The organism is Joostella atrarenae, from assembly GCF_021764745.1.
GTDB classification, from domain to species: Bacteria; Bacteroidota; Bacteroidia; order Flavobacteriales; family Flavobacteriaceae; genus Galbibacter; species Galbibacter atrarenae.
In genome coordinates this window covers 96,564-117,478 of sequence record NZ_JAETXX010000002.1, presented here as the reverse complement: position 1 = coordinate 117,478, position 20,915 = coordinate 96,564, and the positions used below count along the sequence as shown (strand labels likewise).

Below are 20,915 nucleotides of genomic sequence, written 5' to 3'. Positions count from 1 at the left end.
ATAAGCATATTATTTAAAGTCTCAATCTTAGTTTAAACATTGTGAATATTACATTTCCACAACGCCTTTATTTACGACTGATATTCTTTTACAATATTCATACGTAGTTTTCTGAAATAATCTTCAGCCAACCAATCGCGATAGTTCTTAGTACTTTTACTTATACAATGTGAATAACGCTTTATTCTACTATCAATATCATCTTTTAATTCCATGGCTAGCATTCTAGCATCGTAAGCATCTTCACTATTATCAACACACATTTCTGTATGTTGCTTTAAAGATTTCTCTAAAATTGTTTTTGAGCGCATTCCTTTCTTTATTGTTTCATCATAGAAATCTTCAATATTGAAAGTCACATCTTCAGTTTTAGCAAATTTCTTACGGAGTTCTGAAGGCATCTCGTAAACAAAATTACTTTCTATCTCCTCATCATCCTTAATATTTTCAAGATAAAAATCTGGATATTTAAAGATATGTTGCCAATCTACTGGTTCACTCCATAGTCCAAAACGAGCTACGTTATTACCAAGATCTAATACTGTAAACTTATTTTTTCCATCTAAAACTCGGGATCCACGCCCAATCATTTGGAAATATAAGGTTAGAGAACGTGTTGCTCTGTTTAGAACAATTGTTTCAACAGAAGGTTCATCAAAACCTGTAGTTAATATACTTACCGAGCTTAAAATAGCATCTGGAGTATTTTTAAACCACTTTAAAATCTCTTTTCTGTCCTTATTACTATGTGTATTATCTAAATGCCTAACAGGATAACCCGCTTCTCTAAACATTTCATAAACATACCAAGATGTATTAATCCCGTTATTAAAGATAAGGGTTTTCTTTCCTTTAGATTTTTGCTCATAGGCATATAAAAGTTTCTCTTGCATCTCTAAATTTGAGTACAAGGCTTCAGAAGATTTAACGGTATAATCTCCGTTAATACCAACTTTTAATGTTCCTAAACCTACATCATAAGAGAAAGTTTCAGCATTCGCCAAAAACCCTTTGTTTATTAATGTTTTTATAGCTTCTCCAATTATAAGTTCATTATAATTATCCTTCATAGGAAGTTTAATATTCGAACTTAATGGCGTAGCAGTAACCCCAAGAATAAAACTATTCTTAAAATAAGAAAGTAATTTTCTAAAAGAGTTATAATGTGCCTCATCAATAATAACAAGTCCTACGTCCTCTATTTCCAGCTTATTATCATTAAGCCTGTTTTTAAGAGTTTCTACCATAGCAACAAAGCACATATATTCTCCTTGATCTGGGAGCTCCTTTACCTTGCTATTAATAACCTTGTTCTTAACATTAAAGCCACGTAACATCTTTGAGGTCTGCTTGCTTAACTCAATTCTATGCGTAAGAACAACAACCTTTTTCTTATATTCCTGAATATATCTTCTTACTATTTCAGAAAAAATAACCGTCTTTCCCCCACCTGTTGGTAGTTGATATAAAAGATGATAATTATTAGGTTTATTCTCTATACGATCAAAAATCTTGTCTATAGCCCCTTTTTGATAATCGTAAAGCTCCTTTTTTTCTACTTCTTCAATCGCTAGCATGCTTTTATAATTATGGTAAATGGTTAAACGTGCAAATTTAGCTAGTTTTATGGTTAAATTGAAATTTTAGGCCAGGATAAACACAAGATTAACAAAGAAACCTCTTATTTATACACGTTTCATATTAAAACTTCTGATTATAAACCTTTTAAACAATCCTTAACATAATTACTATTGCGCTTCCAGAATTTTACTGTAGTTTCGCTGCTTAAGTAAAAACTAAGGTTTGTAACATAATACAAACGCAATTAAAATTTTTATATGAGTCAAGTAAAGGAAAACGACACAGTTAAAGTTCATTACACAGGAAAATTAGAAGACGGTCAAGTTTTCGATAGTTCATTAGAGAGAGAGCCTTTAGAGTTTACTCTTGGTGAAGGACAATTAATCCCTGGGTTTGAAAATGGAATTTTAAATATGGCGGTTAACGAAAAAAAGACTATCAATATTCCATCTTCTGAAGCATACGGTGAAGTTAGAGAAGAATTACTTCAAGAGATTCCTAAAAAGGAGCTTCCAGAAGATATCGAACCACAAAAAGGTATGGGACTTGTTTCTCGTACTCCAGATGGTAGAGAAATCCAATTAGTAGTTGCAGATGTAAAAGACGATTCTATCGTTGTTGATGCAAACCACCCATTGGCAGGAAAAGACCTTACATTTGAAATAGAAGTACTAGAAATTAAGTAATTTTATAGTTTCTAAAATATTTATGGTGCCTGAGATGAAATAATTCTCAGGCACTTTTTTTTAGAATAAAATCGCAAAAATCACCTCCAAAACCACTAAATTCTTAAAATTAAGCCAAAATACTGACGTAAAACGAATTAAGACACGATATAATTTGCTTTTGTGAAAAAAAAGTGTTACTAATGGAGTTCGCATCAAAAATATAGAGAAAATATATGAGACAACTTAAGATAATAAAGCAGGTAACCAACCGTGAATCTAAATCATTAGATAAGTATCTTCAGGATATTAGTAAAATTGATATGATTACAGCCGATGAAGAGGTAGAATTGGCACAACGGATTAGAGAAGGTGATCAAATTGCTTTGGAAAAGTTGACTAAGGCAAATCTGCGTTTTGTTGTTTCAGTAGCAAAACAATATCAAAATCAAGGACTTAAACTTCCTGACCTTATTAATGAAGGGAATTTAGGACTTGTAAAAGCTGCTAAAAGATTTGATGAAACCCGTGGTTTTAAGTTTATATCTTATGCCGTATGGTGGATTCGTCAGTCTATACTTCAAGCGCTTGCAGAACAGTCTCGAATTGTAAGGTTGCCACTTAATAAGATTGGCTCTATAAATAAAATCAATAAAGCATATTCTTTCTTAGAACAAGAACATGAAAGAGCTCCATCTGCAGAAGAAATTGCAAAAGAGCTTGAAATGACGGTTAAAGATGTTAAGCAATCTATGCGTAACTCTGGGAGACATCTTTCTATGGATGCTCCACTTAAAGAAGGAGAAACATCAAATTTATATGATGTTGTTCGCTCTGGAGAATCTCCGACACCAGATTTACAACTTCTTCATGACTCACTTAATATTGAGATAAATAGAGCTTTAGAAACGCTTACCACTCGTGAAGCTGATGTGATTCGCTTAAACTACGGAATTGGAGACCAACAACCAATGACACTTGAAGAAATTGGTGATGTTTTCGACTTAACAAGAGAACGTGTAAGACAAATTCGAGAAAAAGGAATTAGAAGATTAAGACATAATTCAAGAAGTAAAATCTTAAAAATGTATTTAGGATAATACCTAATCTATATAATAATTAAATCCCGCTTCATCCAAGCGGGATTTTTTTTCGTATAAATAGTACGATTGTATGATTTTGGCTATTCAGATTTAATAGTCCTTTAACCATACTTTGACTAATATTTTTGTTTGTTTGTTATTATGATAAAAACCTACCTTAAAAAATATAAAAAGCAACTATTAATTGCTTTTGGAAGTATAATTGCTCTTTTCATAATTTTTGTAATTAGTGTATACCTTGGCGCCTGGGGACATATGCCTTCTGAAGAAGAATTATCGGATCTAAAACTTGATCAAGCTACAGAGATTCTAGCCGATGACGGACAATTACTCGGAAAGATATATATAAACGACAGACAACCTATTCCTTTTGATAGTATTCCAAAAAACTTAATTAATGCGTTGGTAGCTACAGAAGATGCTCGTTTTTATGAGCACAATGGTGTGGATAATAGAAGTTTACTACGTGTATTCTTTAAATCTATATTGCTTCAAGATAAATCTTCTGGTGGCGGAAGTACAATTACACAGCAACTCGCAAAAAATTTATATCCCCGAAAAAACCTTGGTTCTTTAGGAATTATCGTTCATAAACTTCGAGAATCTATAATCGCAAAAAGACTAGAAGATGTCTATTCTAAAGATGAGATTCTATTGCATTATTTAAATACTGTGCCTTTTAGCGATAATACGTATGGAATTGAAAGTGCTTCAAAACATTTCTTTAATAAATCTACTGCGAATTTAACAACTCCAGAAGCAGCTACCCTAATTGGGTCCTTAAAGGCTACTTATTATTACAATCCGAAGTTATTTCCAGAGCGCAGTAAACTCCGTAGAGATGTTGTATTGAGCCAGATGAAAAATTATGAATATATAAACGAAGAAGCTTATGATACACTTATTAAAGATTCTTTAAAACTATCTATTCAAGAATATAGCTACAATGAAGGGATTGCTCCTTATTTTAGAGAACAAGTACGTCTTTACTTAAAAGATTGGCTTAAAGATTATAATGAAAAAAAGGATACAGCCATAAATTTTTATACCGACGGACTTAAAATTTATACTACTATAAACTATGACATGCAGCAATTAGCTGAAGAGTCTGTAAAAGAGCATTTAAGTAAACTTCAAAATCAATTTGAAGATAGTTATGGTGAAAATGCTCCTTGGTTAATTGATGAGGCTATTCTTAAACCTGAAATTGAAAAAAACATCGCTTACAAAAAACTTAAAGCTAAAGGTTTAGAAGATGACCAAATTATAGACTCCCTTCAGAAAAAGAAAGAGGTCTCTGTATTTAATTGGGAAGGAATTTCAAAAGAAAATCTCAGTACAATAGATAGTATTCAACATTATTTAAAATTTCTTAATTGTGGTTTTGTAGCTATTAATCCAAAAAATGGAGCACTAAAATCATGGATCGGAGGGATTGATTATGAGTTTTTTAAATATGACCATGTAATACAAAGTAAGAGACAGGTTGGATCTACATTTAAACCTATTGTATATACTGCCGCCCTAGAAAATGGTATTTCCCCTTGCACCTATTTTTCCGTCGAACCTGTAGCATACGAAAATATGAAAGGGTGGGAACCAAAAAATGCTGGTAATGATGACGAAGAGGAATATATGAATTATTCAATGCAGCATGCTTTGAGTAATTCTATAAATACCATTGCCGTAAAAGTATTGGAGAAAGCTGGTATTAAAAATACCATATTACAAGCCCAGAAAATGGGAGTTACCACTACCCTTCCAGAGGTTCCTTCTTTGGCACTTGGAACAGCAGAAGTAACCCTTATGGAAATGGCTAAAGCTTACACAACATACGTTAATAATAGCGTTCCTACGAATCCATTTTTCATCAATAAAATTGAAGATGATAAAGGAAATATTCTGATGGAAAATAAACGGGAGGATAAAAATGAGAAAGCATTCTCGGATACAACTAGAGAAGTAATGCTGGAAATGATGAAGTCTACAATAAATAGCGGTACTGCCACTAGACTCCGAAATAGCTATGGATTAAAAAATGATATTGCTGGAAAAACAGGAACTACACAAAATAATAAAGATGCTTGGTTTGTTGGTATCACTCCAAATTTGGTGAGTGTAACTTGGGTCGGTTTAGATAATCATCAAATTGGTTTTAAAACAACTGCAATGGGACAAGGTGCAAATGCCGCACTTCCTATTTTTGGTAGATGGATGCAAAAAATGAATAACAACAGTAAATTAAGTTCCATTACACAAGCTAAATTCGATACTCCTTCAAAAGAAATTTTAGAAAGTTTAGACTGTAATCCAGAAAAGCGAGATGGCTTTTTTAAGCGATTATTCTCTAATCCAAATAAAAAGAAAAGTAAAAAGTTTAAAACTAGGTAATAATTAAATTTACTCTCTATTTTTTAAAGTAACTTTGTATCGTATATAAATCTCCTATGGAAGAAAATCAAGAATTAATATCTCGCTTAAGTTGCTATATCCACGACTGGTTAATAGACCATGATTATGCTATTGGTACCGCCCAAAAGCTAAATCTGATCGCAAATATTTTAGTCGTTACAGCTATAGTTTATTTACTTGATATTATCATTAGAACTTTTGTGGTAAAATTCTTTTTAGCATTTACCAATAAAAGTAAAACTACTTTTGATGATTTCTTGGTAAAAAGTAACTTCCCTAAATACATCGCACACATAGCTCCCTTTATATTTATTAAGAATGTAATTCCCTATGTGTTTACAGACTATCATGGGCTGCTAGTTTTCTTTACTAAAGCTACAGATATATACTTAATATTATTAGTAGTTTTTATATTGCGAAGTATTGTAAGAACTACAAAGAATTATCTTAGGACTACAGATCGTTTTTATGACAAACCTTTGGATAGCTATGCACAAGTAGTCATTATTTTTATTTGGTTCTTTGGTTTACTTTTTATTTTTTCTGAATTAACAGGACTTTCAATAGCAAAATTCTTAACTACATTAGGAGCCGCTTCTGCTATTTTACTATTAATATTTCGAGATACTATATTAGGTTTTGTAGCGAGTATCCAAACTTCAGCTAACGACATGGTTCGTATTGGAGACTGGATTACAATGGAAAAATATGATGCAGATGGTGATGTTGTCGAAATAAACCTTGCTACTGTAAAAGTTAGGAATTTTGATTATACTATTACCACAATTCCAACTTATGCGCTTATATCCGACTCCTTTAAAAACTGGAGAGGTATGCAAGAAAGTGGCGGTAGACGTATAAAAAGAGCTATCTTCTTAAAGGCTTCTAGCGTTAAGTTTCTTACTTCTGAAGACCTTGAAAAATATAACAGTATTCAAGCTATAAAACAATATATAGACCATCGTCAAAAAGATATCAATAAGTTCAATAAAGATCAAGGTTACGATAAAGAACAAAATATCGTTAACGGAAGAAATCAAACCAATCTTGGAATCTTTAGAAAGTACTGCGATTTATACTTGCAGAATCATTCTGCTACTAATAAAGATATGCTTATGATGGCACGCCATCTAGCTCCTACTCCGCAAGGAATTCCTATTGAGATATATGTCTTTTCTAGTGATAAAAGATGGGAAAACTATGAGCGCATAATGGCCGATATTTTTGAGCACATCATAGCAGCAGTTCCTCATTTCGACTTAGAGATTTTTGAAGCTCCTTCTGGTTCTGATATTAATAGGTTTACAGGATTTGATAACAAAGTAAATAAGTAATTCTAAACTTAGAATAGAGTTGGCAGCGCATCGTCTTTTGTTTTTGGAATAATTAATTCTGTGCCCAACTCTTTATTAAGCTTTTTGATAAAATATGCTGATAATAAAGGAGATGCCTCTTCTAAGTTCTGATGTACAAAAAAGTTAATATTAGACAATCCCTCCGATTGCCATTTCTTTAATCTTTGTACCCAACTATCCAATCGGTCATAATCACTTGGATGATTGGCTCCAACATATCTTATAAATGCTTCATTATTTGTTAATCTCATATGCATTAAATCTCTTCTTCCCGCAGTATCAACCAATACATTTGCAACATTGTTTTCCTCTAATAAGCTATACAATTCATTTGCAACTACTTCATCATTAAACCAATCTGTATGCCTAAACTCAACCGCTAATGGCAGCTCTTTTGGCCAATATTCAATAAACGACACTACTCTATCAAAATTCTTTGGTCCAAAGTTATTATGCATTTGTAAAAATATCGTTCCTAACTTTTCTTTAAAATGAACAACACCATCCAAATATTCAGGTAAATACCTCTCAAAATCAATCAATCTTTTCATGTGACTCACCATCTGATTCACTTTAGGGAAAAACTTAAAGTCAGCCGGGACTTTATCATGCCACTTCTCAAATTGTGCTATTGGGAAATTCCTATAAAATGTAGAGTTCATTTCAATAGAATTAAACTGTGTTGCATAATAAATAAGCTCATCTTTTGTTCCACGAGGATAAAAATTCTTAAGATCTTGCTTATTCCATTTTGCACATCCAACATGCACATTTACAGCAGTATTATTTATGCGGTTTTTGGATAACGTTATCGCCGTTTTAGGGTGATCTTCTTTTAGACTAAAATCTACGTTTTCAGGATTTTCTACTTTACCAAACTTCATAAACTAATTATTTATTATAAAATCATTAAAGATACTAATAGCGATCAATACAATCATCTTTAAAATTTATCAAATAGTGTTTCATTAATTTTCTATTAATATTTCATTAATACTTAGCAGAAAATTTACGTACGAAAATTTTCCATTGAAACATTGCTAATTATCAATACCACTAATCATTAATTTGATAAAATATCACATAAAATTTTTACAAAATGAATATTTTTTAGCTACATTTATCCATATTATGATTTAATTAACATAATAAAACTAACTATTGTTTAACCAAAATTAAATGTGTGAAAAACTATTTGACAACTTTCAAAAAGCTATTTTTCCCTTTAATACTCATGCTCTTCAGTGTAAGTATTTATGCTAACAAAGGGAACCTGATTGATGAAAAATCAGAAGATCAACAACAAGTTACAGGTACTGTTATCGATGCAGAAACAGGAACACCAATTCCTGGAGCTAACGTCATCGAAAAAGGAAGTACCAATGGTACCACTACAGACTTTGATGGAAACTATTCTATTACTGTAAGTAGTGATGCTACTCTTACTTTTTCCTACATAGGGTTTCAGAATAAAGAAATCCCTGTAGATGGACAAACAACTATTAATGCTACACTTTCTCAAGATGTTACTGCACTTGATGAAATTGTGGTGGTTGGTTACGGTACGCAACGTAAACAAGATTTAACAGGTGCTATTTCTGTTGTTAAAACAGATGAACTAGTACAACAACCCACTGCCGAAGTTACAAGTCAGCTTCAAGGTAGAGTTTCTGGGGTTACCATTACTGGTGGTGGACAACCAGGGGAAGCTCCTCAAGTAAAAATTCGTGGTGCAAATACTTTTGGTAATAATACACCTCTATATGTTGTAGATGGAATTCCTACTGATGGTATTGGTGATTTAAACCCAAATGATGTAGAAACAATGCAAGTACTAAAAGATGCTGCTTCTGCTTCTATTTATGGCTCTCGTGCCGCTAATGGTGTAATTATTATTACTACTAAAAAAGGTAAGGGAAAAATGAAGGTTACTTACGACACCTATTACGGAATGCAATTGGTGCAAAAAGGAAACCCTTGGAATATTCTTAACCCACAAGAAATGGCTGAGTTAAATTTCCAAGCGCAGCGTAACACAAATCCAGGAAAAGCTCCTTCTAGCGCTCAATACGGAAACGGTGCAAATCCTGTATTACCAAACTATATTGCTCCTGAAGGAGTTAATAGTGTAGATGAATCGCTTTACAATGTAAATCCTAATTATACAAATTCTGATGATTTAGGTAATTTTTATCGTATCGTAGAAGCTAATAAAGAAGGTACAAATTGGTTCCAAGAAATATTTAGCCCAGCTAGTATTACCAGTCATAACTTATCTGTTAGTAATGGTACCGATAAAGGAAGCTACTTATTCTCTTTAAACTATTTTGATCAAGAAGGTACTTTAGAAAATACATATCTAAAAAGATATACGATTCGTGCCAACGCAACGTATAATTTAGGAGAAAATGTAAGAATTGGAGAAAACATGAGTTTTACCATTCGTGACAATCCACAAATTGATGCGCTAACAGAAGGAAGTGCTATCGGTATGGCCTTTAGACAACAACCAATTATACCTGTTTATGATATTATGGGTAATTTTGCAGGTTCTTTTGGACAAGAATTAGGTAATGCTAGAAACCCTGTTGCAATTCAAGATAGAATTAAAAATAATAGAGGTGTCTCTTCTAGAGTTTTCGGAAATATCTTTGCTGAAATAGACTTTCTAAAGCATTTTACTTTTAGAACTAGTTTTGGAGGACAGTATTATTCTAATAGCTTTAATTCTTTTCAGTTTCCTGAATATGAAAATGCTGAAAATAATCCAACGAACTCATACACAGAAGCTGCAGCAACGAATTTCAACTGGACATGGACAAACACTGTTAAGTATCAAAACAGTTTCAATGACAAACACAATCTAACTGTTTTAGTAGGTACAGAGGCCTATCAGAATAAAGGAAGAGAAGTTGGTGGAACAATGTTAGACTATTTCTCTTTTGATCCAGATTACGTAACATTAACTACAGGTTCGGGTACGCAAACTAACTATAGTTTTAAATATGCAGATGCCTTATCTTCTTTCTTTAGTAGAGTAGATTATAATTTTGATGACCGCTATTTAATAAGTGGTACGATTCGTCGTGATGGATCGTCTAGATTCTTAAACGACCAATACGGATGGTTCCCTGCAGTAAGTGCTGGATGGAATGTTACAAATGAAAATTTCTTCCCAGAAAGTAACTGGTTAAATGATTTCAAAATTAGAGGAGGTTACGGTATTATGGGGAATCAGCTTAACGTTGCTCCAGAGAATGCATTTACTACTTTTGGTGGGAATAATAGAACTTCTTACTACCCTATCTCAGGAAGTAATGGTTCTATTGCTGAAGGATTCCAACAATCTAGAATTGGTAATCCAAACGCTGGATGGGAGAAAAATATCAATTCAAATATCGGTATCGATTTAACTTTATTCAATAATACTGTTCAACTTACTGCTGACTATTATAGAAAAGATATCGAAGACCTTTTATACAATCCTGATTTACCAGGTACAGTTGGTTCCGCAACGGTTCCTTTTGCAAATGTTGCTGAAATGACAAATAGTGGTTTTGATTTAGATTTATCTACCTATTTTAAAATCGGTAATGAACTTAGATTAAATACTTCTTTTACACTCACTACTTATGATAACGAAATCACAAAAGTATCTGATGGTCAAAACTATTTTGACAGAGAAAGTCGGCGTTTTCCTGGGAACAACCTTATAAGAAACCAAGTAGGACATTCTGTAAGTCAATTTTTTGGATACCAAATTGAAGGTTTCTGGGATACACAAGACGAAATAGATCAAGCTAATGCAGCTGCAGTAGCTGCTACTGGAAATCCAGATACAAATTACCAAAACGATGTTGCGGTTGGTAGATTTAGATATGCTGATATTAATGGTGATAATATTGTGAACAAAGATGACCGTACATTTATCGGAAATCCAAATCCAGATTTTACATACGGTATTAACATCGAACTTATCTATAAAAACTTAGATTTTAGTATGTTTTTATATGGGTCACACGGAAATGATATATGGAACAATGTACGTTGGTGGACAGACTTCAACAGTTCTTTCCAAGGAGCTAAAAGTAAAACAGCTTTATACGACTCTTGGACGCCGCAAAATACAAATGCATCTGCTCCTATTCAGGAAACTACAGGTTCATTTAGTACAGCTGGTGTTCCTAATTCATACTTCGTTGAAGATGGTTCTTATTTAAGAGCACGTCAAATCCAATTAGGATATACATTACCTTCTTCGCTGTTAGAGAAAATGAATATCACTAAGCTAAGGTTATACACGCAAGTTGTAAATGCCTTTACCATTACAAATTATTCTGGATTGGATCCTGAGATTTCTGGAGGTACGGTGAATTTTGGTATTGATGAAGGGGCTTACCCTAATCAAAGACAACTTTTATTAGGTCTTAACGTAATATTTTAATCATGAAATCTAAAAAATTTATATATATGAAAGTTATAAAAGAGATAGGACGCATCTACGCACCTATTATTACACTCCTCATGCTTTTTGGCTCATGCGCAGATAGTTTTCTAGACCAACCTGCATTGGGTGCACTTAGTGAAGATGTTGTTGCAAATCAGCCTGGTATTGAAAAGCTTCTAATTGGAGCATACGGGGCATTAGATGGACAAAGAAATGACGGTTCTCTTGGAGGAGGAAATCCATGGGAAGCCGCTCCTGATAATTGGATCTACGGAGCTGTTGCTGGAGGTACTGCTAGTAAAGGAAGTTTTGGAGGGGATCAATCCGCCATCGACCCTATAGCAAAGTTTACCTCTGACCCTTCTAATGGATTCTTTAATTCAAAATGGAATGCTTCTTATGAAGGAGTTACTAGATGTAATAATACTTTAAAACTCATAAATGCTGCAGATGATATTTCTGATGCTGATAGAAAAAACCTAGCTGGACAAGCACGTTTTTTAAGAGGTCATTATTATTTTGAACTTAAAAAAATGTTCAATATGGTTCCTTGGATAGATGAAACTACAGAAAATCCAAAGCAACCGAATGATCAAGATATCTGGCCTATGATTGAAGCTGACTTTCAATTTGCTTACGATAACTTACCTGCAACGCAAGGAGAGTTTGCAAGAGCAAATAAATGGGCGGCAGCTGCATATTTAGGGAAAGCATATCTTTATCAGAAGAAATTTACAGAAGCTAAAGCTATTTTTACTGATGTAATAAACATGGGTGTAAATTCTGGCGGAGTTAAGTACGATCTAGTAGCCAATTTTAAAGATAATTTTGACGCTGCTACAGAGAACAATGCAGAGACAGTGTTTGACATTCAAATGGTTGCTAATGATGGGACTGGTAACATTACCAACTCCAATCAAGGTGGTAAATTAAACTTTCCATACAACAGTCCATTTAGATGTTGCGGATTTTTACAACCTACACAAGACCTCGTAAACTCTTATAAAACTGATGAAACTACTGGATTACCAGATTTAGATAATTTTAATCAGAATCCGGTTAAAAATGATATGGGGATTGGCGCTAATGAAAGCTTTACTCCATACACAGGATCGCTAGATCCTAGATTAGATTGGACGGCTGGACGTAGAGGTGTTCCTTTTCATGATTGGGGAGATCATCCTGGTGCTGCATGGGTAAGAGATCAAGCTTATGGTGGACCTTATGCTCCTAAGAAAAACATTTATTGGCAAGCAACACAAGATTTATATGCTGATCAGACATCTTGGGCTCCTGGAACAGCTATTAATGTTCATATTATTCGTTTTGCTGATGTACTACTAATGGCTGCAGAAGCAGAAGCACAAACTGGAAGCCTTTCTGTTGCTATGGGGTATGTAAACCGAGTAAGAGAAAGAGCTGCCAATCCAGATGGGTTCTTAAAAGAATATATTGATGAAAGTGATCCTCTTGCTGGATTCGATCCAAATACATACGCTGCTAATTACAATATTAGCGACTATACAATGGCGCAATTCGGATCAAAAGAAGACGCTCTTAAAGCTATTTATTTCGAAAGAAAATTAGAATTAGCTATGGAAGGACACCGCTTCTTCGATTTAGTACGTTGGGGAACAGCTGAAAAAACCTTAAATGCTTACTTTGCATATCAAGGTAGTATTACTACTGATGTTCGTGGAGGGAAATTTATTCCTGGAAAAAGTGAATACTACCCTATTCCACAAGCGCAAATTGATTTAAGTATCGATGAAAGTGGACAACCTACTTTAACACAAAATCCTGGATATTAATATTTAATAATCCGCTTATAATTTTAAAGCCTCCTAAATTTAGGAGGCTTTATTTATTTTACATATACCGTTTTTACATTTATAAATTCCCTAATACCAAAACTACTTAACTCTCTTCCAAAACCTGATGTTTTAATCCCCCCAAATGGCAATCTAGGGTCCGATTTCACCAATTCATTAATAAATACTGCTCCCTCTTCAAATTTAGGAGCTATCTCTAATGCTTTATCAATATTTTCTGTAAAAAGGGAAACCCCTAAACCAAATTCAGAGTTATTAGAGATCTCTATCGCTTCAGCTATTGTTTTAAATGTTCGTACACCAATTACAGGACCAAAAGTCTCTTCATTAAAAACTGGCATGCCATCTGTTACATCAGCAACAATAGTTGGAGGGTAATATGCTCCATTACGCTTACCGCCTATTAAAAGCTTCCCTCCCATTTCTACAGAATCATTCACCTGCTTTTCTATATCTTTTGCTAAGCCTTCTCGAGCCATGACGCCTATATATGTATTTTCATCTAATGGATCCCCACTTTTAAGTTCCTTAACTTTTGCCACATATTTTTCTAAATATGCATCCGCAACTTTCTCATGTAATAACAACCTCTTGGCAGCAATACAACTCTGACCAGTATTTTGATAGCGTGCATTTACACCAACCTCAACAGCTTTATCCAAATCTGCATCGTCCAAAACAATAAAAGCATTACTCCCACCGAGTTCCAATACTGCTTTTTTAATCTCTTTCGCTGCTGTGCCAGCTACAGCACTTCCGGCAGGCTTACTTCCTGTTAAAGTAACTGCTTTTATTTTTTTATTCTTTATAACTTCCGACACCGCATCACTTCCAATAACCAGATTCTGAAAAAGTCCAATAGGAAAACCTGCATCTTCAAATACCTCCTGTATATTATTTGCACTTTGCATCACAGAAGATGCGTGTTTTAAAACAGCTGCATTCCCAGCCATTAATGCCGGAGCAGCAAATCTAAATACTTGCCAAAATGGATAATTCCATGGCATCACCGCTAGAAGAACACCAAGAGGTTCATAAGAGACATAACTTTTCTGAGCATCTGTATCTATAATCTCATCAGCTAAAAAATCTACAGTGTTTTCAGCATAATACTCACAAACCCATGCACATTTCTCTACCTCAGCAATTGCTTGAGTAATAGGTTTCCCCATTTCTTTAGAAATCACTTCTCCATAAATTTTCTTTCGGTCTCTCAATATTGCCGCAGCTTGCTTCATTAATTCTGCACGCTCTTCAAAAGATGTTTCCTTCCAATCTCTGTAGACAGAATCTGCAGCATCAATTTTATCAGAAACCTCACTAGATGTTAAAGGAGTGAAACTATAAATTTTCTCTTCAGTATATGGATTTATGGAATATATCATTATTTATGTTTTTTACTAAGTTACCAATTTGAATATTTTTCTATTCATAAAAGAATGTTATTTGTTTATAAGATAGTTGAAAACTATCCTTGAATCCCAAATTATAGCGCTCTATAAATTTATATCTTTAAGAAAACTTCTTTATTATGGACACTAGAACAGCGGATTTACTCAGTGTACGTCCAGAAATTCCATCAGCAATTATCTATGATACAATGAGCAAAGATGAGCGATTTCAAAACGCTACGTTAAGACCCATTATCAAATTACAGAACGATTTATTAATAGAAGCTTTTAAAAATTATGCCCAAAAACACAAGGGTATTTTTTTTACCTATACGCTAGAAAAGCGATTTCAATACATTGAAAATGCAATTCAAAAAGATATCAAGTTTAGAAATTCCCTAAAAGGGATGGTTATAGGTCAGTTTACTGTTGATGAATACAATATCTACATTGAAAATTCATCTGCTTTAAATAAACGTATGATGAACATTGTTGTAGAGCGCTTAAAAGATCAAATTCAGCTTTTAGAAAACGAAGTCCTTGTTTAATTAAACAATTCATAAGCTATCTAGCTCCTTAAATAATCCTTTTGAGGAGCTAGATTATATGCTTTTATTTCAGAAAAAAACTATATGATTATAGTATTCTTTCCTGCAAATTAAAATCATTATTTATTATTTTTACACTACAACATCATAATAATAAATAATGCTAAAAGAACAACTATATAGAAAGTGCCTAACCACTTTAAATGAAAGAATAGAGCGTTACAGAGCTGAAATAAACATCATAAAGGAGTCTGTAGAAAATGAAGACAGAACCAAAGGAGATGAAGATGAAGGCAGCAGTGGTAGTGGGTACGGAAGTAACTTTACAAAAACTCTAGAATACTTAGAAGAAGCAAACTCTTTAAAGGCTAAATTAAAGCAAGTTGATATTTTTCAGTCCAACGATACTGTAAAACAAGGAAGCTTAGTAGAATGTAGCAATGGTAATTTCTTTCTATCGATTCCTTTAGGTAAAATAACATTAGACGACACCATATACTTTGCGATATCTAAAGAAGCTCCTGTTGGACAGTTATTATTAGACAAGAAAGTAGGTGATACTATTACTTTTAATACAAATAGCTTCCAAATACTTAAAATACACTAATCTAAGGTAGATACACCGTTAAGATCTGTCGTTAAAACATCGCTCATATAATCAAAAAATGGGCGAACTGTTTTAAACGATTCGTCTACTTTATCTATAAAACCAGGAGACATTGCTTCTTTATCAGTAAAGTTCTTAGTAACTATATATTGCTTTTTCTTTATTAAATCTATAGCAGAATGTTCTTTATCAAAGCCTCTTGGAGCTGTTTTAAGCTCTTCTCCCTCTAACGCTCCAAACTCCTTTTTAAAATTAGGATTGTTTATTATCTCTCGGATTTCTTCAGCATCCAATTCAAACTCCTTTCGAATACGCTTTAAATCATCTTTTTCAGGAGCCCAAAATCCACAGGCCAAAAAAGTATTTCCTGGCTCTATATGTAAATAATAGCCTCCTCTTAATCTTGGTTTCACCCTACTAAACGTTCCAGACAAATGTTCTTTATAAGGTTGCTTGTTTGCAGAAAAACGAACATCTCTATAAATACGAAACATCTTCATGTCATCTATTTCATCATGCATCCTTAATTTTGACATCAGGTCAATGTAAAAAGACTTTACCTTCTGTTCTTCTTGTTTAAATTCCTTTTTATGCTCATTAAACCACTCCCTATTATTATTCTTTTTTAACTTATTTAAAAAATTATACACGGAAGATGAAATGTGAGTATCCGACATACGACTTAACTGTTTTGTTATACTCTGATAAAGTTATACAAATTGAATATGCTTTGGCTATATTTATTCTTAATTTTGATTTAAAAAGAAATTGTAATGGGAAATCCAATTGTTGATAGTATCGAAAAACATAAACAACAACCCAATCTAAAGTTCAGATTAAAAGAAACAGCAGAAAAGTTTACAGACCTACTTTTCTATACGCTTTTTGATGCTGAAACCCCTGTAGCTGAAAATATGAAAAAGCTAGAGGTTACTTTTGAAGAATTGGTAGACCTAGCTTGTTGGGATGTGGAAAAACCTTGCGCTAAAGTTTGGGAAAATTACACCGCAAAATTACCGCATATATTAGAACTACTAAATCTTGACGCTAAGGCATTTGTTGAAGATGATCCTGCTGCACTTTCTCAAGAAGAAGTATACTTATGTTACCCTGGATTTTATGCAATTGCAATATATAGATTAGCCCACGAGCTTTATGATGTTGGTTTCCCTTTGGTTCCAAGACTTATGACCGAGTATGCACATAGGCTTACCGGTGTAGATATCAATCCTGGCGCTGTAATTGGAAAATCTTTTTTTATAGATCATGCTACAGGAATTGTTATTGGAGAAACTGCCATTATAAAAGAACATGTTAGAATTTACCAAGGGGTAACTCTTGGAGCTTTATATGTTGCTAAAAATTTACAACACACAAAAAGACATCCTACTATTGAAAATAATGTAACCATTTATGCAAATGCTACTATTTTAGGAGGAAATACTGTTATTGGAGAGAATAGTATTATTGGAGGGAACGTTTGGCTTACAAAATCCATTCCTGCAAATTCGATAGTTTCTCATACTCCAGATATTAAAATTAAAACTGTTACTAATGAATAGTACTTCTATATTAGACCAAATAGGAAACACTCCTTTAGTGGAAGCTAAAGTACTTTTGAATAAACCCGGTGTAAAACTTTTACTAAAGTTAGAAGGTAATAATCCTGGGGGGAGCGTAAAAGACCGTCCTGCATATAATATGATTAAAAGTGCTTTAGAAAGAGGTGATATTTCTGAAAACACAAAATTAATAGAAGCAACAAGTGGAAATACAGGTATTGCACTTGCGATGATTGCGAGCCTATTTCATTTAGATTTAGAGCTTGTAATGCCAGAGAATTCTACTAAAGAACGGATTCAGACTATGCGTGCTTATGGAGCAAAACTAACCCTTACTTCTGCCGATGTTGGTATCGAAGGCTCTAGAGATTATGCAGAAAACAAAGTTAAAAATGAAGGCTATGTTATGCTTAATCAGTTTGGAAATGATGACAACTGGAAAGCTCATTATAAAACTACAGGACCAGAAATATGGCGAGATACTGATGGAGAAATTACACATTTTGTTTCTTCAATGGGAACAACAGGAACTATAATGGGGACTTCTACATATTTAAAAGAAAAAAATCATCAGGTGCAAATTGTAGGTGTACAGCCTACAGATAACTCAAAAATTCCTGGTATCCGAAAATGGCCAGAAGCTTATCTACCTAAAATATTCAATCCTAAAAAAGTAGATCAAGTAATTGAAGTTAGCGAAGAAGATGCTAGAAATATGGCCAAAGAACTTGCTAAAAAAGAAGGTGTGTTTTCTGGTATGAGTAGCGGTGGCGCAGTTACAGCAGCATTAAAACTAACAGAAACTATTGATAAAGGAGTTATTGTAGCTATTATCTGTGACCGTGGAGATCGTTACCTTTCTTCAGATCTATTTGATTAATACCTTAATTTTGAATAAAAATATTGTTTCCACAACGTGGTTAGCTAAGAGCATAAACGATCCTAATTTGATTACCCTCGATGCTACATTTCCAGCTAAAGTTCCTAAGGGACTCGAAGGAAAATGCATAAAAAATGCTCAGTATTTTGACATAAAAAATAAGTTTAGTGATTTAGAGGCTAAATTTACGAGCACATTTCCATCCATAGAACAGTTCGAAAAAGGATGTAGAGAACTCGGAATTCAGAAAGACAGCACTATTGTTATTTATGATAAGACTGGCATTTATACAAGCCCTAGAATTTGGTGGATGTTTAAAACTATAGGCATTAATAATGTATATATATTAGATGGAGGCCTTACGAAATGGATTGCCGACGGATATAATATCGTCAACAACTATAATACAACAATAAAATCCAGTAATTTTAAAATAGATTTACCAAGTATAGATGCTATTAGGAAGCATGATTTTATAAAAAAACATATTTCTTCTGAAAATATAATCACAGTTGATGCTAGATCGAAAGGAAGATTCAATAATACTGAGGAAGATCCTCGTAAGGAGTTAAAAAGTGGTCATATTCCAAATTCCATAAATATTCCATACACTGAAGTATTAAAAAACGGGTGTTTTAAAACAGACACCGAATTAAAACTTGTTTTTAAAGATATTATTGAAATGAATCCTTCAGAATTAGTTTTTTCATGTGGTTCTGGAATTACAGCATGCATTTTACTTTTAGCCTCCGAGAATATTATTAGCTGTAAAAAAACTATTTATGACGGTTCATGGACGGAATGGGCTACATTAGAAGGGCTTTTAAAATAATTCAGCATATAGTAAAAAGAGACTGGTAAAAATCAGTCTCTTTTTTTTTGATTATAAACTCACATTTAAAAATCCCTTTTTTTGAACTTGAAATGCATATAGAATTCCATTTTCTACAACATCAATCCCCTTGACTAATTTCCTTTCTTTTAAATTAAACTTCTTCAATGAAAATCCACAAGCAAAAACATGAACACCATTTTCTGATAACAAGTCTAAATATGATTTCATAAGTTCTTTGTCTACTAATTGCTCAACTACTTTACCGCAAATAACTACATGAAACTCTCCATAATCACTACCGTCTTCAATCTTTAGCTCTTTGGCTGCTAAAGCAATCGGCTTTAATTGTTCTAATTTTCTAGTTAAAACAAAATAGTTATTAAAATCATCTTTTTGTCCCTCTTGTGCATTTACTACATTACCCACAAAGGCTAGCATTATTATCAATCCTAAAAATTTTACCATTCTTTTCATTCTTTTCATTTTATTTTATTTTATTTTATTTTTAATTCTTTTTTCCAAGTAACTCCACTAATATCTGTAAGTACTAGTGTATAATCTCCTTTTGGAAGTTGATTGAATTTGTTATTATTTAAGTTTATGGTTGCTTTGGCTCCTAAAGGAATTATTAAACTATGTTTACCTGGCTTCACCTTAGCGATATAAAAATTATCTATCTGATCGTTTTCTAGTGCCGCTAATGTTTCTCCATCTATATGAAAAACATCATTCCCTTTTTGATCCTTTACAGATATCCCTATTAAAAAAGAGCCGTAAACATCCACCCCTTCCACTCGATATACATCAAATGTCAATTGTGATCCTTTTATGGAAGCCTCGAGAATCTCCACTTTAGGTTTTACAGATTTATTATGCAATGTCCCCCAAAGTCCGCCATGAAAATATTGGTTCGTATAAAGAGTCATAAATAAAATCATGATAGCTCCTACTAGTCCAATTCGCTTATAAACATTAAGATTAATAGGTAAGCTACCGGAACCAATCCAATTCCAATACTTCCATTTAGTAATTGAAAATTCATTTTTCATAATATAGCGGTCTAAAGAAAAGTATCCGCTACCACTTAAAAACAACGTAAACCCGGTTGCAATTCCCAAAACACCAATTTGCCACTCATCTAAACATGTAGTCCCAATCCACCCAGAACCCAATAAAATTCCCATGGCTAATCCAAAAACACCTACACTCATCGCACGAGTAAATAAACCAAACATTATAAAAAGTCCTACAATACCTTCTATAATAGTAAAGCTCATCATTGCAAACCATAAATGATCAGGATTCTCAACTAAGTATTGAATAATTGGCTTGATTCCTAAAGCGTTTGGCAGAAAGTGATTAAATTTTTCTCCTATATATCCAGGGAGCTCAGGATCTAGCTTGTCCTTTAAAATTAATCGCCTCCAAAAGGCAGAAAAATATGTCCATCCCACTACTAAACGTAGGGATAATGTAAAAAGTCCAGCCATAGAAAATGACTGATTACTAATTCTATTCATTGAATTAAATTTTGAATTAAAATATATTATCTAACTATAAAACATACACTTACAAAGACTGATATTCATTTACAATAGAATATTTAAATAGTCATTAGAAGAACTAAATCTTCTGTAAGTCAATAATAGTTTATGCGAGATAAGTTTTTCATATTTCGATACAAAATATACATAGGA

17 protein-coding genes are annotated in these 20,915 nt (G+C 33.1%); 11 read left to right on the top strand and 6 right to left on the bottom strand.

Annotated features, from left to right (window positions below; translation table 11 throughout):
• Nucleotides 1-71: 71 nt before the first annotated feature.
• Nucleotides 72-1,577 (bottom strand): DEAD/DEAH box helicase, encoded by a 1,506-nt coding sequence (locus JM658_RS05145; protein ID WP_236958172.1) that lies wholly within the window; start codon nt 1,575-1,577, stop codon nt 72-74.
• 261 nt (nt 1,578-1,838) lie between these two features.
• Between JM658_RS05145 and JM658_RS05140 the strand changes: the two genes are divergently transcribed.
• From JM658_RS05140 to JM658_RS05125, 4 genes are all read left to right on the top strand, one after another.
• The gene (locus tag JM658_RS05140) at nt 1,839-2,267 is read left to right on the top strand and encodes an FKBP-type peptidyl-prolyl cis-trans isomerase (RefSeq protein ID WP_236958171.1); all 429 of its coding nucleotides are present in this window, start codon (nt 1,839-1,841) and stop codon (nt 2,265-2,267) included.
• A gap of 215 nt (nt 2,268-2,482) precedes the next feature.
• Nucleotides 2,483-3,346, top strand: a complete 864-nt coding sequence (locus JM658_RS05135; protein ID WP_236958170.1) for a sigma-70 family RNA polymerase sigma factor — start codon at nt 2,483-2,485, stop codon at nt 3,344-3,346.
• Nucleotides 3,347-3,490: 144 nt separating this feature from the next.
• Nucleotides 3,491-5,740, top strand: a complete 2,250-nt coding sequence (locus JM658_RS05130; protein ID WP_236958169.1) for a penicillin-binding protein 1A — start codon at nt 3,491-3,493, stop codon at nt 5,738-5,740.
• A gap of 56 nt (nt 5,741-5,796) precedes the next feature.
• Nucleotides 5,797-7,095: a mechanosensitive ion channel family protein gene (locus JM658_RS05125; RefSeq protein ID WP_236958168.1), complete on the top strand. Its 1,299-nt coding sequence runs from the start codon at nt 5,797-5,799 to the stop codon at nt 7,093-7,095.
• 8 nt (nt 7,096-7,103) lie between these two features.
• On the opposite strand, the gene JM658_RS05120 is transcribed toward JM658_RS05125, so the two are convergent.
• Nucleotides 7,104-8,000 carry a DUF72 domain-containing protein gene (locus tag JM658_RS05120; protein ID WP_236958167.1) on the bottom strand — a complete coding sequence of 299 codons (897 nt, stop codon included), beginning with the start codon at nt 7,998-8,000 and terminating at the stop codon, nt 7,104-7,106.
• 350 nt (nt 8,001-8,350) lie between these two features.
• Between JM658_RS05120 and JM658_RS05115 the strand changes: the two genes are divergently transcribed.
• Complete coding sequence (locus JM658_RS05115; protein ID WP_236958166.1) at nt 8,351-11,560, top strand: SusC/RagA family TonB-linked outer membrane protein; 3,210 nt, start codon at nt 8,351-8,353, stop codon at nt 11,558-11,560.
• A 26-nt stretch (nt 11,561-11,586) separates the two neighbouring features.
• The gene (locus JM658_RS05110) at nt 11,587-13,374 is read left to right on the top strand and encodes a RagB/SusD family nutrient uptake outer membrane protein (protein ID WP_236958165.1); all 1,788 of its coding nucleotides are present in this window, start codon (nt 11,587-11,589) and stop codon (nt 13,372-13,374) included.
• Nucleotides 13,375-13,427: 53 nt separating this feature from the next.
• On the opposite strand, the gene JM658_RS05105 is transcribed toward JM658_RS05110, so the two are convergent.
• On the bottom strand, nt 13,428-14,780 hold the full coding sequence (locus JM658_RS05105; RefSeq protein ID WP_236958164.1) for an NAD-dependent succinate-semialdehyde dehydrogenase: 1,353 nt from the start codon (nt 14,778-14,780) through the stop codon (nt 13,428-13,430).
• Nucleotides 14,781-14,926: 146 nt separating this feature from the next.
• On the opposite strand from JM658_RS05105, the gene JM658_RS05100 reads away from it, so the two are divergent.
• Nucleotides 14,927-15,334: a glyoxalase gene (locus JM658_RS05100; RefSeq protein ID WP_236958163.1), complete on the top strand. Its 408-nt coding sequence runs from the start codon at nt 14,927-14,929 to the stop codon at nt 15,332-15,334.
• A 160-nt stretch (nt 15,335-15,494) separates the two neighbouring features.
• Nucleotides 15,495-15,941 carry a GreA/GreB family elongation factor gene (locus tag JM658_RS05095; protein WP_236958162.1) on the top strand — a complete coding sequence of 149 codons (447 nt, stop codon included), beginning with the start codon at nt 15,495-15,497 and terminating at the stop codon, nt 15,939-15,941.
• Here the strand turns inward: JM658_RS05095 and JM658_RS05090 are convergent.
• Nucleotides 15,938-16,618 (bottom strand): DUF2461 domain-containing protein, encoded by a 681-nt coding sequence (locus JM658_RS05090; protein WP_236958161.1) that lies wholly within the window; start codon nt 16,616-16,618, stop codon nt 15,938-15,940. The genes JM658_RS05095 and JM658_RS05090 overlap by 4 nt on opposite strands.
• Before the next feature lie 96 nt (nt 16,619-16,714).
• Here JM658_RS05090 and epsC point away from each other — a divergent pair, with 96 nt between their 5' ends.
• From epsC to JM658_RS05075, 3 genes are read left to right on the top strand one after another with little or no spacing between them, the layout of a single operon-like run.
• Nucleotides 16,715-17,503, top strand: coding sequence for a serine O-acetyltransferase EpsC (epsC, locus tag JM658_RS05085; protein ID WP_236958160.1), 789 nt, complete (start codon nt 16,715-16,717; stop codon nt 17,501-17,503).
• On the top strand, nt 17,496-18,383 hold the full coding sequence (gene cysM / locus JM658_RS05080) for a cysteine synthase CysM (RefSeq protein ID WP_236958159.1): 888 nt from the start codon (nt 17,496-17,498) through the stop codon (nt 18,381-18,383). Before epsC ends, cysM begins: the two co-directional genes overlap by 8 nt.
• Nucleotides 18,384-18,393: 10 nt before the next feature.
• Nucleotides 18,394-19,215 (top strand): sulfurtransferase, encoded by an 822-nt coding sequence (locus JM658_RS05075; protein WP_236958158.1) that lies wholly within the window; start codon nt 18,394-18,396, stop codon nt 19,213-19,215.
• A gap of 51 nt (nt 19,216-19,266) precedes the next feature.
• Here the strand turns inward: JM658_RS05075 and JM658_RS05070 are convergent, their stop codons facing one another.
• Both JM658_RS05070 and JM658_RS05065 read right to left on the bottom strand, forming a co-directional pair.
• Nucleotides 19,267-19,701 carry a sulfur reduction protein DsrE gene (locus tag JM658_RS05070; protein WP_236958157.1) on the bottom strand — a complete coding sequence of 145 codons (435 nt, stop codon included), beginning with the start codon at nt 19,699-19,701 and terminating at the stop codon, nt 19,267-19,269.
• Nucleotides 19,702-19,712: 11 nt separating this feature from the next.
• The gene (locus JM658_RS05065; RefSeq protein ID WP_236958156.1) at nt 19,713-20,738 is read right to left on the bottom strand and encodes a TQO small subunit DoxD; all 1,026 of its coding nucleotides are present in this window, start codon (nt 20,736-20,738) and stop codon (nt 19,713-19,715) included.
• Nucleotides 20,739-20,915 lie beyond the last annotated feature (177 nt).

Bases quoted from the DNA above. Each gene is read 5' to 3' on its own strand.
- JM658_RS05145 (WP_236958172.1), bottom strand. From the start codon at position 1,577: ATGCTAGCGATTGAAGAAGTAGAAAAAAAGGAGCTTTACGATTATCAA.
- JM658_RS05140 (WP_236958171.1), top strand. From the start codon at position 1,839: ATGAGTCAAGTAAAGGAAAACGACACAGTTAAAGTTCATTACACAGGA.
- JM658_RS05135 (WP_236958170.1), top strand. From the start codon at position 2,483: ATGAGACAACTTAAGATAATAAAGCAGGTAACCAACCGTGAATCTAAA.
- JM658_RS05130 (WP_236958169.1), top strand. From the start codon at position 3,491: ATGATAAAAACCTACCTTAAAAAATATAAAAAGCAACTATTAATTGCT.
- JM658_RS05125 (WP_236958168.1), top strand. From the start codon at position 5,797: ATGGAAGAAAATCAAGAATTAATATCTCGCTTAAGTTGCTATATCCAC.
- JM658_RS05120 (WP_236958167.1), bottom strand. From the start codon at position 8,000: ATGAAGTTTGGTAAAGTAGAAAATCCTGAAAACGTAGATTTTAGTCTA.
- JM658_RS05115 (WP_236958166.1), top strand. From the start codon at position 8,351: ATGCTCTTCAGTGTAAGTATTTATGCTAACAAAGGGAACCTGATTGAT.
- JM658_RS05110 (WP_236958165.1), top strand. From the start codon at position 11,587: ATGAAAGTTATAAAAGAGATAGGACGCATCTACGCACCTATTATTACA.
- JM658_RS05105 (WP_236958164.1), bottom strand. From the start codon at position 14,780: ATGATATATTCCATAAATCCATATACTGAAGAGAAAATTTATAGTTTC.
- JM658_RS05100 (WP_236958163.1), top strand. From the start codon at position 14,927: ATGGACACTAGAACAGCGGATTTACTCAGTGTACGTCCAGAAATTCCA.
- JM658_RS05095 (WP_236958162.1), top strand. From the start codon at position 15,495: ATGCTAAAAGAACAACTATATAGAAAGTGCCTAACCACTTTAAATGAA.
- JM658_RS05090 (WP_236958161.1), bottom strand. From the start codon at position 16,618: ATGTCGGATACTCACATTTCATCTTCCGTGTATAATTTTTTAAATAAG.
- epsC (WP_236958160.1), top strand. From the start codon at position 16,715: ATGGGAAATCCAATTGTTGATAGTATCGAAAAACATAAACAACAACCC.
- cysM (WP_236958159.1), top strand. From the start codon at position 17,496: ATGAATAGTACTTCTATATTAGACCAAATAGGAAACACTCCTTTAGTG.
- JM658_RS05070 (WP_236958157.1), bottom strand. From the start codon at position 19,701: ATGAAAAGAATGAAAAGAATGGTAAAATTTTTAGGATTGATAATAATG.
- JM658_RS05065 (WP_236958156.1), bottom strand. From the start codon at position 20,738: ATGAATAGAATTAGTAATCAGTCATTTTCTATGGCTGGACTTTTTACA.